Origin of the sequence: Collimonas silvisoli (assembly GCF_018305005.1) — a bacterium.
GTDB classification, from domain to species: Bacteria; Pseudomonadota; Gammaproteobacteria; order Burkholderiales; family Burkholderiaceae_D; genus Collimonas; species Collimonas silvisoli.
In genome coordinates, this window is record NZ_JAGQEG010000012.1 from 18,755 (window position 1) to 35,721 (window position 16,967).

The window sequence follows — 16,967 nt, forward strand, 5'->3', positions numbered from 1 at the left end:
TAACTGTGTTCAACCGAGTGTATTTGTGTGGCATCATGTTGAACAGGCAATATTTCAAACCTATCAACAGCGCGGGGCGACATGGAAGACAAGACATATTTTTTACTTGATGGCGCAATGATAAACGGCATCAAGGAATTTTTACCCCAGCCGCCTCAACCTTTCTCCTGGATGCGTCAACTCGTAAAAGATGAAGACCCTGGCGGCCTGTATGGACCGGTTCTCATCGATGCGCAAGCTGCGGACGATCTTGGAGAACTGGAAATTGCCTATCGGCTATGCCGGGCCAATTTTACGCGGCTACACCTGTCTTACATTTTTACGCCTCTCAACATAGAGGAATTGGTCGCGCATTTCCGTCAATTTATTATGGTATGGCTGGAGGACCGGACTACGCTGATGCTGCGTTTTGCGGATTGTCGTTGTCTTCCGGCCTTTTCGAGAGTTCTTTCCCCTGGCCAATGGCGTAGTTTTATGGAGCCCATATCCAGATGGGAGTATTACACCCGGACTGGCGAACGCCAGGCACTGCCTCCAGCAGACAAAACAGTGGAACCTGTGCCTGCAGCGTGGGTGATTACCCTCGATCAAACTGAGGCATTTATGGATGAGAATGAGCCGGACATCTTGCTCAATAACTTGGGTTACTCGATGGAAGACATGCGAGGCAATCTGCAAGCCTATTGGGACACCGCAAAGCAGTGCGTCACCTATTGGCAGAAAAATGACACTGGCAATCGGAACGTACTCCAGGCTTTTGCGCGCAAAGTATTTGAGAAGCGCGGCGAAAATCTGCACGAATGGGGAACCTATTTCGCCGCCGCCCAGGCTGAATATGGCAGAACGTAATACATCAATTTATCCAGGAGCCTCTACGTATGCCAATTTTCTTTAAAAACTATCTGCGACAAGTTGCGCTGTGCGTTGTGGCAGCATTGGCCCTTGCTGGTTGCGCCGGCAACGGTGGCGACTTGTCCCCGGCCGGCAGCACCGCCACAACTGTCACTATCGTAAGCCATTATGGCAGAGGCATCGGAATTCCAGAGGCATATCTGGACGGTGGTTACGTTGGATCAGTAGGTGGCTGGGGACAAGGAGGCGGTAACTGTTGTGTTTCTTTGCGGTCAACCGGAAATCAGCCAATGATGGTGACCGTGAAATGGAAAACGTACCGGAGCAATGTCGATGAAGAACGCTGGCATGAAGAGACTGTGCCGGTACATTTTGCAGAAAACAAAGTAGGGTCTTTAGCTGTTCACTTTTTGCCTGGACATAAAGTTGAAGTTTGGTCGTCCGCAAAATACTACCCAAGCAGTACGGTATATCCAGGCCCCAAATATCCGTATAAGCCAGCGCCAGAGTATGCTCCCTTAGCCGACGAAAAACCAAATCCAACAAAGGTGAAATGATGCAGAAATTTCCAACCAGCTTTCTTGATGCACCGAAGGTATTTTGTCCACCGCAGATACCAAGTGGCCCGAGCTACGACTGCAAATTCATGTTGAATATTGGCGTCTTCTTTGACGGCACGCATAACAATGTATACGAAGACAAAAATAAAAATGGCCGTGTCGATGGCCAGAGTAACGTCGCGCGACTGAGTGAGCTATACCGCGATGAGCCAGATCAGGGTTATTTTCGACATTACATCCAAGGTGTCGGCACGCCATTCCCTGAGATTGGTGAAAAGGCAGAATCGACTTTTGGTAGCGCATTCGCTGCGGGTGGTGAGGCTCGGATTATCTGGGGTCTATTGCAGGTGTTGAATTCCATGCACTCATTTGTAAATAATGGTGCCCTGATGTTCGAGGTCGATGAAATGGCACTGCTCGCCAGCAGTCGGCCCGACTCTATTCGGGATTTTGCTACCAAGGATAATGAACTGTTCGATCAAATACGGCAAAAAACCGGTACACGACTGCGCTTTGGATTGAATGGCAACTGGCAAAACACACGGCATACCTTCCTGATGCACTGCTACGGCAAACTCAGCATGCAACTGAACGACAAGAGGACCGTGCCAGGTATTACTGGGGTCTACCTTGATGTGTTCGGATTTTCTCGCGGCGCGGCACAGGCACGCGTGTTTTGTAACTGGCTGCATCAATCGCTGCTGCTCGACGGTAAGCTTTGCGGCGTGCCAGCCTATGTCCGATTTTTGGGCCTCTTCGACACCGTCTCTTCTGTTGGCTGGAACCAGACAGGACACGTATCGTGGGCCAGTGCGGCAGACTTGCGCATTCATCCAGACATTAAAAACTGCCTGCATTACGTTGCGCTCCATGAATTCCGAAACAATTTCCCGCTGGATAGCGTATGCGTCAATGGTGATCTGCCGGATAACTGCTGTGAACAGATTGCGCCTGGCGCGCATAGCGATGTCGGCGGCGGTTATGAGCCGGGAGAACAAGGCAAAGGCGTGTGCTTGGTCACGCCGGACCCCTACTATCCAGACGATAAGCGGGCGCAGAAGGACAATAGCTATAAATTGTCGCAATTGACGCTCAATCGGATGTTGGAGGCGGCCAAGAAAGCGAGAGAGAATCACCCCGCCGACAATGGCGCACCATGGCTGGACCTGAATACCAAAAATCCCAGAAAATTGCAGGATTTAACGGACAGACAGTTAATATCGCAATTTGCCTGTCATCCCTCTGTACTCAATATGGTCGATGGCTATTTTAAAAAATGTGACATCGCACCTTGCGCCGTTGAATTGGCTTTGCAGAAACACGTCAAGCTGTATCTTGGCTGGCGGTATCTCGTCAACCAAAGTAAAGAAGGATTTAATGATCTTGACAGCTTGCGCTGGGCGCAAAGGACTGACACCAAAGTCCGCGTTGGCTATTATCTGGATGGCCAGAAAATATTTGCGGCGCAAATCAAAACCCGGGGTGTTGGTGGCGGGTATCACAGCAAAGCCCAAGAGATTTACGAGGAAATCAAGTCCACAGAGCCATCCTGGTTCATGAACAAGTTCTTCGATGGATATGTTCACGATTCCTACGCAGGGTTTATCTCGCAATTCAAGGATGGACTCGTTGGACAACTCACTGGGGCAGCCGCTCACATCATCGCGGAGCCAAGAAGATATTTGAGCTACCGCTATATGTATTCGGGAGATGAGACGCGTCTAAATACGATGGCTGACCAAAATCAACGATTAGCTTGAGGCTCTGATTGATCGCCGCAATTCCCACAATTGCGGTGATTCACTGTCTATATTATTGCTCGCTAGACGTCGGTTCTGGTTGAGGCGTTGACCGCATTCGTTTTCTGGGTTGCCCACGTTTTCTAAAGACATGATATGCCCAACTAATTCACATGCTACGGTAGCGAATGGTGTACTCAAGTGTCCTTATATATAAAAACAGCTAGCTTCAATTTCTGTAACTCTTTTACTAAATTTCCCAATTGGTGGAGCCCTTTCCCGCAACGTCCCCATTGTTTATCTCAGAAATCACACTTCATTCATCTCATTCCCCCTCATCATTTCCATGAATATCGTGCGATCTATAATTTCAAATTAACAACAAATTGGAAGAGATGACGCGGCGCTGGCCGCCGCCACTGCAGCCACTGCAACGAATCGGCTAAGCGTCGCTATGTGAGAGTATGATGATGGCAAAATTGATATCCTCAGCCAATCATGAGCAAGCCAGTCGTCGAAAAAAGAACAGTCGAATCAACTCCAGCCAAAGGCAGCCGCACCACAGGCCGCGCTACCATCATCGACGTCGCCAAGCAGGCCAAGGTCAGTGCAATGACCGTCTCGCGGGCGCTGAAAACACCGGAACTGGTACAGCAGGAAGCGCGCGACCGTATCGCCGCTGCCATCAGCCTGCTTGGCTACGTGCCCAGCCAGGCCGCCAGCACGCTGGCGTCGGCGCGCTCCAAGGTGATCGGCGTGCTGGTGCCGTCGCTGACCAATGCCGTCTTCATCGAAACCTTGAGCGGGATCCGCGATTATCTGTCGCAGGCCGGCTATCAGTTCCTGATCGGCGAGACCGGTTATTCGAAAACCAAGGAAAGCCAGCTGATCTCCACCTACATGACGCATGCGCCAGACGGTTTCCTGCTATCCAGCGTGGGCCAGCACGAAATCCTGAAGCAGCAGCCGGCCACCAGCCGCATCCCCGCCGTACGCATGTTCGACCTGGGCAAGAGCAATAGCGAAATGACTGTCGGCTTTTCGCAGACCAAAGCCGGTTATGCGGTAGCGCGGCACTTGATCGAACGCGGCTATCGGCGCCCCGCTTTCCTGGCGGCGCAACTCGATCCGCGCATGATGAAACGCCGCGAAGGATTCCGCAAAGGCTTGCTGGAAGCGGGACTGGTCCCGAATGTGGAAGCGCTGCTGTCGACCCCGACCACGGTCAACATGGGTGCGCAATTGCTGAGCCGCATCCTGGAATCGAATCCGGATTGCGACGCCGTTTTTTGCTGTAACGACGATCTGGCGCTGGGTGCGCTGTTCGAATGCCAGCGGCGCGGCATCAAGGTGCCCCAGCAGATGGCGATAGCCGGCTTCAACGATCTGTCGTGGGCCGCCTGCGCGACACCCTCGATCACCACCATCGTCACACCGCGCTATGACATCGGCTACAAGGCGGCGGAATTGCTGATACGCCGGCTCAAAGGCGAAACCATAGAAAAAACCCGGCTCGATCTCGGCTTCCAGCTGGCGGTGCGCGAAAGCACTTAGCGTTTGTATGGACCTTGCCGGCTTTGATGATTCTAGGATAGGCTTGCCGCTTCCCTGCCATTCTTAAAAACAAAGAGAAAGCCCGCTAGCTATGGATATGCCATCTCACCAACTCACAATGACCGTCCTGATGTCGCCTGACATGGCCAATTTTTCCGGCAATGTCCATGGCGGCGCCATTCTCAAGTTGCTCGATCAGGTGGCGTATGCCTGCGCCAGCCGCTATGCAGCGCAATACGTGGTGACTCTAAGCGTAGATCAGGTGACTTTTCGACAACCCATCCATGTAGGTGAACTGGTCAGCTTTCTCGCCAGCGTCAATCATACCGGCACCTCATCGATGGAAGTCGGCATCAAGGTTATCGCCGAGGACATCCGGACTCAAGTGGTGCGTCACGTGAACAGCTGCTTTTTCACGATGGTAGCCGTGGACGACGAACGCCGCCCGATAGCTGTGCCGCCGCTACGCCCGTTCAGCGCCGATGAAAAGCGACGTTTTGAAGGCGCTATCCTGCGCAAGCAGTTGCGCCAGGAACTGGCGCGCCGCTTTGAACTGGGCAAGCCGACTTGATTGCGATTACCCGCGCGCCGAATCAGGCAAGAGTGCGGCAAGTTCGGTCGAGAAGGCATCGTCGCCTTTAGGCGCAGCCGTAGTTGCCTCCGCTCGCAGAGTGGCCATCGAATCTGATTCATCAGCGATTCCAAGAGGTGGCAATGTTAAGCTCGGAAAACGTTCGCGCCCTGCCCGCATCAAACATGCGGCGAAGTACGCCGCCGCAGGAGTTAGCGGTATATCGGCGCGGCGCACCAGGCTGAATTCAGTCTCCAATGCAGGCGTATCTATCGATACTGCGGTGATCCCCCTGCATTCCGGCAAGGCCAGCAGCGGTTCCGGAAACAGGCTGAGCAGGTCGGTATTGCGTACCAACGCCGCCGCCGCGCTGTAAGACTCGCACAGCAAAATGCGTTCCGGCGGGGCGACGCCGGTGCCGAAAAAAAGCTGCTGTATCAGGCCGCCATGCCCCTCTTGCAAACGGCTGCTGAGCACCCATTCCAGTGCAGCCAGCGCCGCCGGAGTGGGATCGGCCAGCAGCGGGTGCCCTACCCGCGCCGCCACCGCATGCGCCGCACGGAAACAACGTTCGATCACAAAATCGTTACCCAGCGACACGCCGCATTGCACAGTCATGGCGAAATCCAGCGTGCCGTTGCGCACTCCCGGCAACACAATCGGCGCGATTCCTTCTACCAGACGCAACGACACTTGCCGGTAACGCTGGCGGAAAGTGTTCAGCGCAACCGGCAAGACGGTGAGCGCCACCGCCGGGGTCAGGCCGATGGCAATGCTACCGCTATCGATACTCTGGGACTGACGCAATTCTTCACGCGCTTGCTGCATTTGCCGGACGATCAGGCGGGCGCGCACCAATAATCGCTGGCCGTCTTCGGTTAGCTGGACGCCACGCGCCGTGCGAACGACCAAGGCGGCGCCGACATCGTCCTCCAATTCGCGCAACGCTTTAGTCACTGCAGCCTGCGACAAAAACAGCGCCCGCGCTGCGGCGCGGATACTGCCGTGTTCGGCGGCGCTGACGAAAGCGCGTAACTGGTGATATTTCACACGATCTCCTCACGGCGGGATTTCGACTGCCGGCCAAGCTGGCAATGGCAGATGACAACCGCTAGTGTTCACTGTCTGAAAATGTTGTCTTTCGATTATCCTCAGGTCATTCTACTATTGTCTGGACATAACAGAAAATCCAACAGCCAAAGGAGGCATCCGTGGACTTGCAGCAACCCTCCGCCATACACGCCATCACGGCCTTTGCCGATGAAATCATGGCGCTGCGCCATCACATTCATCAGCATCCGGAACTCGGCTTTGAGGAATATCAGACCAGCGATCTGGTCGCGGCAAAGCTCCAGTCCTGGGGCTATGCAGTCAATCGCGGCATCGGCGGCACCGGGCTGGTTGCCGTGCTGCAGGCAGGCCACGGGCCGCGCCGCTTGGGATTGCGCGCCGATATGGACGCACTGCCGATCCAGGAGCAGACCGGTTTGCCATACAGCAGCGTGTACCAAGGCAAGATGCACGCCTGCGGGCATGACGGCCATACGGCGATGCTGCTCGGCGCTGCGCGTTATCTGGCGGCTACGCGCCAATTCTCCGGCACATTGCAGCTGATTTTCCAGCCGGCCGAAGAAGGCCTTGCAGGCGCCAGGCGCATGCTCGACGACGGTTTGTTCGAGCGCTTCCCGTGCGACGCCATCTTTGCCATGCACAACATGCCTGGCTTTCCCGAACGCAAACTGGTGTTTCATAGCGGAGCGTTCATGGCGTCGTCCGATCGCGCCAGCATTACCCTGACCGGCAAGGGCGGTCACGGCGCCGAGCCGCACAAAGCCATCGATCCGGTGGTAGCCGCCGCCAGCATCGTACTGGGCCTGCAAACCATCGTCGCGCGCAACGTCGATGCCCAACATCCGGCGGTGATCACTGTCGGTTCGATCAAGTCTGGCGAAGCGCCCAACGTGATTCCGCAGAGCGCGCACATGGAGCTGAGCATCCGTGCGCTGGATGCCGGCGTGCGCGATTTGCTGCAACGCCGCATCCGGCAACTGGTGGCGGCGCAGGCGCAAAGTTTTGACTTGTCTGCCGCAATCGATTACTGCGAAGGTTATCCGGTGCTGGTCAACAGCGCTGCCGAAACCGCGTTCGCGCAACGCATCGGCGAAGAACTAGTAGGAGCCGACAACATTATTTGCGATACCCGGCCACTGATGGGCAGCGAGGATTTTGCCTATCTGCTGCAGCATTGCCCCGGCAGCTATTTACTGATCGGCAATGGCGCCGGCGAGCAGGTTTGCACGGTGCACAACTCCGGTTATGACTTCAACGACCGATGCATTGTCACCGGCGCGGCGTACTGGGCGCATCTGACGGAGCGCTTTCTGTCCTGAACGCTTGATCCGCTGACATCTTGCATAAGGCCGCCTCAAGAGCGGTCCGCACAATATCTACAAAATACCTGGAGACACCATGGCTATCCCGATTACGCAAACGGCAATCACGCTTCCCCGTGAAATGTCGCGAAAAAAAATGATCTTTGCCGTCATGCTTGGCAACGGCATGGAGTTTTTTGATTTCACCGTGTACAGCTTTTTCGCGGTGCTGATAGGCAAACTGTTTTTCCCGGTGGATGATCCGCTCGGACAATTGTTGCTGTCGGCAGGTACCTTCGGCGCGGGTTTCATCACCCGCCCACTTGGCGGCGTGATACTTGGCGCGTATGCCGACCGGGTTGGCCGCAAAGCCGCCCTGACACTGACGATTTTTCTGATGGCGTTCAGCACCGGCTGCATCGGCCTGGCTCCGACCTATGCCCAGATCGGTTTTGCGGCGCCTGCGCTGATTGTACTGGCGCGCCTGTTGCAGGGATTTGCCGCCGGCGGCGAAGTCGGCGCCTCCACCACGCTATTGATCGAATACGCGACGCCGCGCACACGCGGCTTTTATGGCAGTTGGCAACTGGCAAGCCAGGGCGCAGCGACATTGGTCGGCGCGCTGATGGCGACGCTGTTGTCGGCTGCTTTGCCCATCGAGTCGCTGGAAAGCTGGGGCTGGCGCGTGCCGTTCCTGCTGGGCGCCTTGATAGCCCCGCTGGGAGTGTTCATGCGCCGCCGCCTGAGGGAAACCCATGAACCGCGCACCGTCCAGACGCCATACGGCTCGGTGCGCGAGGTGCTGGGCCGCTATCGCAGGATTACGCTGCTTGGCATTCTGCTGACGATCGGCGGCACCGTGTCCAACTATATCGTGCTGTTCTATATCCCGACCTACGCGATTCTGGTGCTGGGCATGTCGATGAAAGTGGCCATGCTGGCTGGCGTAGTTGCCGGCTTGATCACCTTCGCCTGCTCGCCGTTGTTCGGCTTGTGGTCCGATCGCTGGGGCCGCAAGCCCTTGATTTTCTGGTCACGGCTGGCCATCATCGTGCTGATCTACCCGGCCTTCCGGCTGCTGCATTCATGGCCGGACATCGGCGTGCTGCTGGCCGTGGTTGGCGTGATGTCACTGCTGAATGCGATGAGTGGAGTGCCGGCCATCGTCACATTACCGGAAATGTTTCCCAAGGCCGTGCGCGCTACCGGTATGGCTATCGTCTACAGCGTAGGGGTGGCGTTGTTCGGCGGCTTTGCTCAATTCATCGTGACTTGGTTGCTGAAAGTCTCGGGTGATCCGCTTTCGCCATCCTGGTATGTGATCGGCTGCGGCATCGTGTCGCTACTCGCACTACGGGCGATTCCTGAATACGCCGGCCGCGACCTGGATTGAGCTCGCAGATTTACCTCAGTGCAGAATCGCCCCCCGTTTGCCGATCATGATCATTTCCACGAATTTCGATCCGTCATGATTGCTTGGGGTGTACGACACTTTCACCCCGCCCAGGTCGAAATTGCGCAGGGTCTCCAGCGCTGCTATCAATTTTGGCCGGGTCGGATTGGGACCTGCTCTGCGCAGTCCCTCCGTCAGCAGCTTGGCGGCGACGAAGCCTTCGAAGCTCGAATAAGAAAACGGCGGAGGCTTAGGCATTGCTTTCAGGACGCTCTGGAACTCCCGTGTCGCGCTGGCATTGAAGTCCTTCGGGTACGGCATCACTTGCATCACGCTCACGCCGCGTCCGTCTTCACCGAGCGATTCGAAGAAAGTGTCGGAGCTGACATTGGAGAGCATCATGAAAGTCGGATGGAATCCCTTCTTGTGGACTTGCTTGACAAAATCGGAGCAGACTGACGGCGTGCAAGCCATCAGCACCGCCTGCGGGTTACTGGCGACTATGGCGTTGACAGCCTTGTCGATTTTCAAATCCTTGCGGTCATAGCTGGCGGTAACCAGGGCGCTCAATTTATGCTTCGCCAGATTGCGCTCGAAGCCGGCCAATCCATCCTTGCCGAAGCTGTCCTCCTGATACAGAATCGCCACCTTGCGGATCCCCAGGGAACCGAACAATTCCACCATTTTCGCCGTCTCGTCCTGGTAGCTGGCGCGTAAATTGAACAGATAGGGATTGAATGGCTGATGCAAGCTTTGGCCGCCGGAGAACGGCGCGATCATCGGCACTTTTTCCGTCAACAACAGCGGCAGCACGGCTTCTACCGTCGGTGTGCTGCGATAGCCGAACAAAGCCAGGGCGTTGTCTTCCTTTAACAGCTTCTAGGTATTGAGCCTGGTGGTTTCCGGCTTGCGTTTGTCGTCGTAGGATTTAAGCTCGATCTTGCGCCCATACACGCCGCCCTGCGCATTGACCCAGTCGAAATAAGCCAGTGCGCCCTCCATGTTTTCCTTGCCGGTGGCTTCGCCGGACAGCTCGACGGATTGTCCGATGACGATCTTTTCCTGGGCGTTGGAGGTTGCTGAAAATACCAAGAAAAAAAGCGCAAAAAAAGACGCAAAAAGCGTTCTCATGATTGATGTCTCCCTGATTGTAATTATTTTCTGTCGACAATACGCTTCCAAAGCTTACAAATAGCTTTCAATTTCCCGGCTATTTGATCCTCGAACGATGAAATAAAGACATCGGCATGCTATTGGCTGCTGCTCCACCAGCCGCCCCCCAGCGCCTGGAACAAGGCAGCCGTATCCGTGTAGCGTGCCGCTTCGGCCTGGATCCGTGCAATCCTGGTCTGCTGATAAGCTTGCTGCGCGTTGAGCAAGACCAAGGCATTAACGAAGCCCAGTTCGAGCTGCCGCTGTGTCAGGCTCATGGTTTTGCTTGCGGCCGCTTCGGCCGCCGCCGCCGCCGAGAGTGCCTTGGCGTCGGCGTCAAGCGCGTACAAGGTATCGGCCACATTCTGGAATGCAGTCAGCACCACGCTACGGTACTGTGCCGCGGCCTGCTCCAATGCGGCGTCGGCCGCGCGTTTGCGGTGCAACAGCGTGCCGAAGTCGAAAACGGTCTGGGCGATATTTCCGGTGACTCCCCAGAACTTGTTATCGTCGGCGAACATCCGACTAAACTGCGTGGAGCTGCCGCCATACAACGCTGAGATTGAAATCTGCGGCAGACGATTCGCGACCGCTACGCCGACTTGCGCGCTGGCCGCGTGCACCTGGGCCTCGGCGGCACGTACATCGGGCCGTTGTTCGACCAGCTTCGAGGGCAGACTCAGCGGCAGCACTTGCGGCAATTGCAATGCATCCAGTTCGACATTTTCCATTCCGCCCTGCGCCGGGAAGCTCCCGGTCAGCACGGCCAATAGATTCCGCGTTTGTTCCAATTGCTTCATCAGCGGCGGCAAGGTCTGCCGTGCCTGGGCCAGCGCCGTCTCCTGGGCGGCCACATCCAGTCCCGATGCAAAGCCCAACTCTGCTTGGCGGCGCAAGGAGTCGAGCGACTTTTCCGCGCCATGAATAATCTCTTCGCTGGCTTGAATTTGAGCGCGCAGCGCGGCTTGCTGGATCGCCGCCGCAACCACATTCGACGCCAGCGTCAGATATGCCGCCTCCAATTGGTACTGCTGGGTTTCCGCCTGCGCCGCCAGCGATTCGACTGTGCGCCGGTTCAAGCCGAAAACGTCCGGTGCGTAGCTGATGCTGAGCTGTGCCGTATGCAAGGTGTAAAGCGGATCGCCCGAGGTCAGTGTCGGAGAAATCGTGCCGACAGCGTTTTTCTGGCGGCTGGGCGAGTAGCTTGCTTGCAGCGTCGGAAAATATATGCCGCGTTGCGCCGCCGTGCTTTCCTGTGCCTGGCGCAATGCCGCCTGCGCACTTTCGATGCTCGGATTGTGCTTGAACGCGCGCTCAACCAGATCGTTCAGCGTTGGCGAGGCAAACACGGTCCACCACTGGCGTTCGATCTCCGCTCCGGCATCAAAATGCTGCGCTGCGCCGCCTGTTCCCGGCGCTTCGGCCGTGACCGATAGCGGTTCGCGCGTATAGTGCTCAACTGCCGGCGCCGCCGGGCGATGAAAATCCGGTCCCACGGCGCAACCGCCGCAAGCGACAGTGGTCAACGCCGATGCAATAACGCCCGCGCATAGAGAATTCAGGGGCTTCGCTGATTTCTGCCTGCTCATATCAGATTTCCTTGTCGTTGGGCTGTGCCAAGGCCCTGTCGGGCTGCTTGCGCGACCATCCCAGCACCATCACTTGCAGCGCCGGCGCCACAATCAATAACATGATCGGGCCTAGCAGCATGCCGCCCACCACCACGATTGCCAACGGCCGCTGCACCTGGCTGCCGATGCCGGTCGATAGCGCCGCCGGCAACAAGCCGATGCAGGCCGAAAACGCCGTCATCAACATCGGCCGCATGCGTTGCTCGGCCGCTTCGCGCATCGCGTCCAGCGGTGTTTTTCCCTCGACGATGAGATGATTGAAATAAGTGATGACCAAAATGCCGTTCATCACCGACACCCCGAACAAGGATACAAAGCCGATTGCCGCCGACACGCTCAGAGGCAGCCCGGAAAAATACAGGGCGATGATGCCGCCGGCGATCGAGAACGGAATGGCGACCAAGGTCAAGACGCTATCGCGGAACGAATTGAACAAGGTATATAGAAGCACCAGGATCGTCAGGAGCGCAACCGGCAATACGATTGCCAGCCGCTTCTTGGCCTGTTGCAGTTCCTCGAACTCTCCGGCCCAAGCGATGCGATAGCCGCTCGGCAGCGCAACTTTGCGGGCAACCCGTGCTTGGGCTTCGGCGACGGTACTGCCCAGGTCGCGGCCGCGCACGCTGAATTTCACCGGAATAAACCGCTCGTTGCGTTCATGGAAGATATACGACGCGCCGGTGTCGAGCGAAATCGTTGCCAACTCGCGCAGCGGGATATACGCGGTGCCGCCGCCCGCCGTGGCGTAGCCAACCTTGATGTTGCGGATCGACTCCAGATCGGAACGGTATTGGGGCGCCAGGCGTACCGTCAACGCAAACTGGCGCTCGCCTTCCTGCACCATGGTGGCCTGAGAGCCGCCCGCGGCAGCCTGGACCACGGCGTTGATATCGCCGGTATTCAAACCGTAGCGCGCCGCCTTGGCGCGATCGATGGCGATATTGAAGTTCGGTTGACCCAGTACATGAAAGGCGCCGAGATCCTCGATCCCCTTGACTTGATTCATTTCATGCAGGACCTGGTCGGCCAGTTTTTCCAGCGTCGGCAAATCCGGACCGATGATTTTCACTGAATTCGCCCCCTTGACGCCGGACAAACCCTCTTCGATATTGTCCTGGATGTACTGAGAAAAATTGAATTCCACCCCGGGAAATTCGGCAGAAAACTGTTTCTGCACATCGTCCACCAGCATTTCCTTGGTATATCCGCTGCGCCATTCGTCAAACGGTTTGAGCGGCACGAACAATTCGACGTTGTAGAAGCCTGACGCATCGCTGCCGTCGTCCGGGCGTCCATGCTGGGAGACGGCCGTGACCACCTCGGGATGGGTCCTGAGTATTTGCCGCATGCGATTGACCTTGTCCATCCCCGCTTCCAGCGAAATAGTGGCTGGCATGGTGGCGCGTATCCACAAATTGCCCTCCTCCAGCGCCGGCAGGAATTCGGTGCCGATGCGCGGCAGCAGCAAGCCGGCAATCAGCAGGAATCCAAGCCCGATCGCCACGGTGGTTCTGCGCTTGCCGAGCGCCCAGCGCAGTACCGGCGAATAGACCCGGCGTATCGCGCGCACCAGGATGGTCTCGGTTTCCTCGATATGTTTCGGCAGGAGGAAAGAAGCCAGTACCGGCGTGACTGTAAACGTCGCGAACAACGCACCGATCAGCGCGTAGGCATAGGTACGCGCCATTGGATTGAAGATCTGCCCTTCGACGCCTTGCATGGTGAACAACGGGATAAAGGCCGCGACCGTAATCGCCGACGAAAACAGCACTGCGCGGTCCACCTGCACCGCGCTCAAGAACAGCAGACGCAGCCGCATGGACCAGCCTTGCTTCGCCTGGCTGCGCATGTGGTTGACCAATACCTCTTCGTCCTGCGCTTCGAGCAGGTCTTGCTGTTCTCTCTGCGACTTTTGAAAATTGCGGAATACGTTTTCCACGAGGATCACTGCCGAATCGACAATGATGCCGAAATCGACCGCTCCGACCGACAGCAGGTTGGCGGAATCCCCCAGCAACACCAGGATGATGATGCTGAAGAACAAGGCAATCGGGATGTTGGCGCTGACGATGATGGCGCTGCGCAGATCGCCAAGGAATATCCACTGGATCAGGAACACCAGCAGGCAACCGAACAGCAGATTGTGCAGCACCGTATGGGTGGTGATGTTGACCAGCGTCGAGCGGTCGTAGAACGGCACCATTTTCACGCCAGCAGGCAAGCTGCCGTCCGTGTTAATTTTCTCCACTTCCGCCTTGATGCGCTCCACTACTTCATTGGTTTGCAGCGTGCGGTTCATCACCACGATACCGGTCACCACGTCGTCCTGCTCATCGCGGCCTGCCTTGCCCAGGCGCGGCACCGCCCCGATCGAGATCTTGGCCACGTCCTTGACCAGCACCGGAACGCCATTCGACTGCGACAGCACGATATTGCCGATGTCGGCGCCGTCCTTGATCAAACCGACGCCACGGATGTTGACCGATTGCTGGCCCAGGTTAACCGTGCGCCCGCCAACGTTGGTATTGGCATTGCCGATGGCGGCAACAAGCTGCGGCAGCGTGACGTTGTAGCCTTCGAGTTTGTGCAGATCGGCCTCCACCTCGTACTCTTTGGTGGTGCCGCCCCAGGTCACGACTTGCATGATGCCCGGCACGGTCAGAAGCCGGCGCGTAACCACCCAATCCTGCAAAGTGCGTAGATTCGTCAGCCCGGTATGCGGCGGCCCGGTCAATTGATAACGGAAAATCTCACCGACCAGGCTGGATGCCTGGATTTGCGGTTGCACGCTATTCGGCAGACTGACATTCTGCTGCAGGTTCAACGCCGCCTGGGTGGAGGCGAAATAGTAGTCGATTCCATATTTGAAAGTGACTCGCACAAAGGACAGACCGTAAAACGAGGTTGAGCGGATGTTCTCTACGCCCGGCGTGGTGGCCAGCCCCACTTCCATCGGCCGCGTATAGGAGCGCTCCATCTCCTCGGCGGAGAGGCCAGGCGCTTGTGCGGTAATTTCCAGAATGACGGGCGCCGGATTGGGATAGGCTTCAATATTCAGCTTCGAGTATGCCGCGAAGCCGGCGACAATGAATACCAGCAAGGCCAGCAGCACGATGGGCCTGCGCGACAGCGCAAACGTGAGGAGACTTCTAAGCACGATGTGCCTTTCTTTCTGCGAAAATCAGTCGGAGTAGTCAGCCTGGCCAGCGGCTACCGCGATTGCAGGGCCAGCATATTGCTTAGGAACAGCGCGCCATCGCCGGCGATCTTTTCGCCGGCGGACAAACCATCAAGAATCTGGGTCAATCCGTCCTGCTGGAGTCCGAGCCTGACCGGACGGCGGACGAAACGACGGCTGTCTTGGGTGACGAAAACCGTCATCGTGCCATCGCCTTCGCGCACCACGCCGTTGACCGGAATGGCGACCGAGCGGGTCGGTTCGCCGGTGCGTATGACATAGGTGGCGAGCATCTGTGGACGTAATTGATGCTGCAGATCCTTGATCTCGGAACGCACTGCGGCTCTATGCGTATTGGGGTCGACCGCAGCGCCTATGTTAGTGATTTCCCCTTGGAATTTTTGCCCGGGGTACGCCATGACGGCGACCGCGACATGCTGCCCCAGCCGGAGTTGCGGCAAATCGTATTCGGATACGTTAGCCACCATCCACATCGTGGATAGATCGGCGACGGTGAACGGCGCCGGCGCATTGCCGGGCTGGAGCAGCGAACCTGGCGCCGCATTGCGTGCAGTCACGCGGCCGCGCTGCGGACTGGCCACCAGCAACTCGCCATCGACCTTGCGGGTTGCAGCAATTTTGTCTATCTCGCTCTCGGACTTGCCAAAAATACGCACCGCGTTACGCGCAGCCTGGTAGTTGCCCTCCGCGGTTTGCTGGTCGGAAATCGCCTGCTCCACATCCTTTTGCGCGCTTGCCTGCGTCTCAAACATTTTCCTCGCGCGCTCCAGCACCTTGCTATTCAAAGCAACCACACCCGCAGTGGAAATCAGGGTCGATTCCGCTTGCACCAAGTCCGGACTATCGATCGAGAACAGCGGCTGGCCCTTCCTGACATCGTCGCCGGCCTTGGCAAACACCTGGCGCACCCGCCCCTGATACGGGGAAAACACCGGCACCGTGAAATCTTGATTGAAGTCGATATAGCCAACTGCTTCCCGCTGGGAAGCAAAGTCAAGCATTTGCGCGGCCTCGATCTTGACCTGCTTCGATTGCAATTCCGTGATCGTCACGCTATCTTGCGCAGGCGCAGAAACACGTTGCGGCGGCGGCGACGCATTATCGGCTCTGCTCTGATACACGACAATGGCGGCCACCAGCAGGCAGCCGGTCAGCGCGCCGATTCCCAAGTTTATTTTATTTTTTTGCATGGCCTACCCTGATTGATAAAGCGAACTGCCATTGAAGAATGGCGCGGCAGTTGCCATGCATATTTTAGCGTTGCGGGTCTATCCGCAACCTGTGCAAAACATTACCATTTGGTTAGGGAAGCGCTGATCAATTGACCTATTCGGCGTGTTGACGATTTCTGGCGCATCCAACTTCGGCGATCACCGAGATTCCGGTATAACGCGTCGAATAGCCAGGTTTTTGCAGCAAAATTGCCGTTAATTTTCCACTTTCCTACACTCTGGACGCAGCTCGGGTGCCGGGCAATGTAAAACGCCGTCCAGCCAGCACCAGGTTGGCAAACGCGAACAGGGAGAACAATTGAGCAGTGTTCTTGTCCAGGCCCCGATACCGGGTTTTGCGATGACGGAACAAGTTCTTGATAACATGAAACGTTCAGATCAATTCCGACGAAGCCGCGGATCGCCTGGCTGTCGTAGATCGCGTCTTCAATGCCTTCGTCGGACAAACCAAAGCACTGCCGGGCAACGTACATGCGCAGCATGCGCGCCAAGCCGATCGGCGGGCGGCCCGCACCTGCAACCTTCGGGTAGAACGGTTCAATCAGCGCGTGCAGCTTGCCCCAAGGCGTGACCTGGTCGATCTCGGCAAGAAATCGGTCGCGCCGCGTAAGCTTCTTCTTGGCTGCATATTCAAGATCGGAAAAACTCTTCTGCATGATCGATGGCTCGGTGATGGACGTGCCGTTATTGTCTCGGCTCTTGCAGTCAACCG

The 16,967-nt window shown here is 56.9% G+C and carries 11 protein-coding genes and 3 pseudogenes; 7 read left to right on the forward strand and 7 right to left on the reverse strand.

Going from position 1 to position 16,967, the window contains the following annotated elements; genetic code table 11:
• The first annotated feature begins 81 nt into the window (after window positions 1-81).
• From KHU33_RS04650 to KHU33_RS04670, 5 genes are all read left to right on the forward strand, one after another.
• Window positions 82-849, forward strand: coding sequence for a DUF4123 domain-containing protein (locus KHU33_RS04650; RefSeq protein ID WP_211461343.1), 768 nt, complete (start codon window positions 82-84; stop codon window positions 847-849).
• Window positions 850-878: 29 nt separating this feature from the next.
• Complete coding sequence (locus KHU33_RS04655; RefSeq protein ID WP_211461344.1) at window positions 879-1,409, forward strand: DUF3304 domain-containing protein; 531 nt, start codon at window positions 879-881, stop codon at window positions 1,407-1,409.
• Window positions 1,406-3,172 (forward strand): T6SS phospholipase effector Tle1-like catalytic domain-containing protein, encoded by a 1,767-nt coding sequence (locus KHU33_RS04660; RefSeq protein ID WP_211461345.1) that lies wholly within the window; start codon window positions 1,406-1,408, stop codon window positions 3,170-3,172. The genes KHU33_RS04655 and KHU33_RS04660 overlap by 4 nt, the downstream gene beginning before the upstream one ends.
• A 477-nt stretch (window positions 3,173-3,649) precedes the next feature.
• Window positions 3,650-4,705, forward strand: coding sequence for an HTH-type transcriptional regulator GntR (gene gntR / locus KHU33_RS04665; protein WP_211461346.1), 1,056 nt, complete (start codon window positions 3,650-3,652; stop codon window positions 4,703-4,705).
• A 91-nt stretch (window positions 4,706-4,796) separates the two neighbouring features.
• Complete coding sequence (locus KHU33_RS04670) at window positions 4,797-5,276, forward strand: acyl-CoA thioesterase (RefSeq protein ID WP_211461347.1); 480 nt, start codon at window positions 4,797-4,799, stop codon at window positions 5,274-5,276.
• A gap of 6 nt (window positions 5,277-5,282) precedes the next feature.
• Here the strand turns inward: KHU33_RS04670 and KHU33_RS04675 are convergent, their stop codons facing one another.
• Window positions 5,283-6,326 (reverse strand): LysR substrate-binding domain-containing protein, encoded by a 1,044-nt coding sequence (locus KHU33_RS04675; protein WP_211461348.1) that lies wholly within the window; start codon window positions 6,324-6,326, stop codon window positions 5,283-5,285.
• A 218-nt stretch (window positions 6,327-6,544) separates the two neighbouring features.
• On the opposite strand from KHU33_RS04675, the gene KHU33_RS04680 reads away from it, so the two are divergent.
• Both KHU33_RS04680 and KHU33_RS04685 read left to right on the forward strand, forming a co-directional pair.
• The gene (locus tag KHU33_RS04680) at window positions 6,545-7,666 is read left to right on the forward strand and encodes a M20 aminoacylase family protein (RefSeq protein ID WP_211461393.1); all 1,122 of its coding nucleotides are present in this window, start codon (window positions 6,545-6,547) and stop codon (window positions 7,664-7,666) included.
• Between the two features lie 79 nt (window positions 7,667-7,745).
• Window positions 7,746-9,041, forward strand: coding sequence for an MFS transporter (locus tag KHU33_RS04685; RefSeq protein ID WP_211461349.1), 1,296 nt, complete (start codon window positions 7,746-7,748; stop codon window positions 9,039-9,041).
• 15 nt (window positions 9,042-9,056) lie between these two features.
• On the opposite strand, the pseudogene KHU33_RS04690 reads toward KHU33_RS04685, so the two are convergent.
• The 6 genes and pseudogenes from KHU33_RS04690 to KHU33_RS26305 form a co-directional block, all read right to left on the reverse strand.
• Window positions 9,057-10,172: pseudogene (locus KHU33_RS04690) on the reverse strand (ABC transporter substrate-binding protein).
• Between the two features lie 119 nt (window positions 10,173-10,291).
• A complete protein-coding gene (locus tag KHU33_RS04700) occupies window positions 10,292-11,782 on the reverse strand; it encodes an efflux transporter outer membrane subunit (protein ID WP_211461352.1) in 1,491 nt (496 codons plus the stop codon).
• Window position 11,783: 1 nt separating this feature from the next.
• Window positions 11,784-14,981, reverse strand: coding sequence for an efflux RND transporter permease subunit (locus KHU33_RS04705; RefSeq protein ID WP_211461353.1), 3,198 nt, complete (start codon window positions 14,979-14,981; stop codon window positions 11,784-11,786).
• 53 nt (window positions 14,982-15,034) lie between these two features.
• Window positions 15,035-16,213, reverse strand: a complete 1,179-nt coding sequence (locus KHU33_RS04710; RefSeq protein ID WP_211461354.1) for an efflux RND transporter periplasmic adaptor subunit — start codon at window positions 16,211-16,213, stop codon at window positions 15,035-15,037.
• A gap of 253 nt (window positions 16,214-16,466) precedes the next feature.
• Window positions 16,467-16,625: pseudogene (locus tag KHU33_RS26820) on the reverse strand (IS5/IS1182 family transposase); the annotation flags it as partial.
• A gap of 4 nt (window positions 16,626-16,629) precedes the next feature.
• Window positions 16,630-16,911 (reverse strand): annotated as a pseudogene (locus tag KHU33_RS26305) (transposase); the annotation flags it as partial.
• Window positions 16,912-16,967: the final 56 nt, after the last annotated feature.

Bases quoted from the DNA above. Each gene is read 5' to 3' on its own strand.
- KHU33_RS04650 (WP_211461343.1), top strand. From the start codon at position 82: ATGGAAGACAAGACATATTTTTTACTTGATGGCGCAATGATAAACGGC.
- KHU33_RS04655 (WP_211461344.1), top strand. From the start codon at position 879: ATGCCAATTTTCTTTAAAAACTATCTGCGACAAGTTGCGCTGTGCGTT.
- KHU33_RS04660 (WP_211461345.1), top strand. From the start codon at position 1,406: ATGATGCAGAAATTTCCAACCAGCTTTCTTGATGCACCGAAGGTATTT.
- gntR (WP_211461346.1), top strand. From the start codon at position 3,650: ATGAGCAAGCCAGTCGTCGAAAAAAGAACAGTCGAATCAACTCCAGCC.
- KHU33_RS04670 (WP_211461347.1), top strand. From the start codon at position 4,797: ATGGATATGCCATCTCACCAACTCACAATGACCGTCCTGATGTCGCCT.
- KHU33_RS04680 (WP_211461393.1), top strand. From the start codon at position 6,545: ATGGCGCTGCGCCATCACATTCATCAGCATCCGGAACTCGGCTTTGAG.
- KHU33_RS04685 (WP_211461349.1), top strand. From the start codon at position 7,746: ATGGCTATCCCGATTACGCAAACGGCAATCACGCTTCCCCGTGAAATG.
- KHU33_RS04700 (WP_211461352.1), bottom strand. From the start codon at position 11,782: ATGAGCAGGCAGAAATCAGCGAAGCCCCTGAATTCTCTATGCGCGGGC.
- KHU33_RS04710 (WP_211461354.1), bottom strand. From the start codon at position 16,213: ATGCAAAAAAATAAAATAAACTTGGGAATCGGCGCGCTGACCGGCTGC.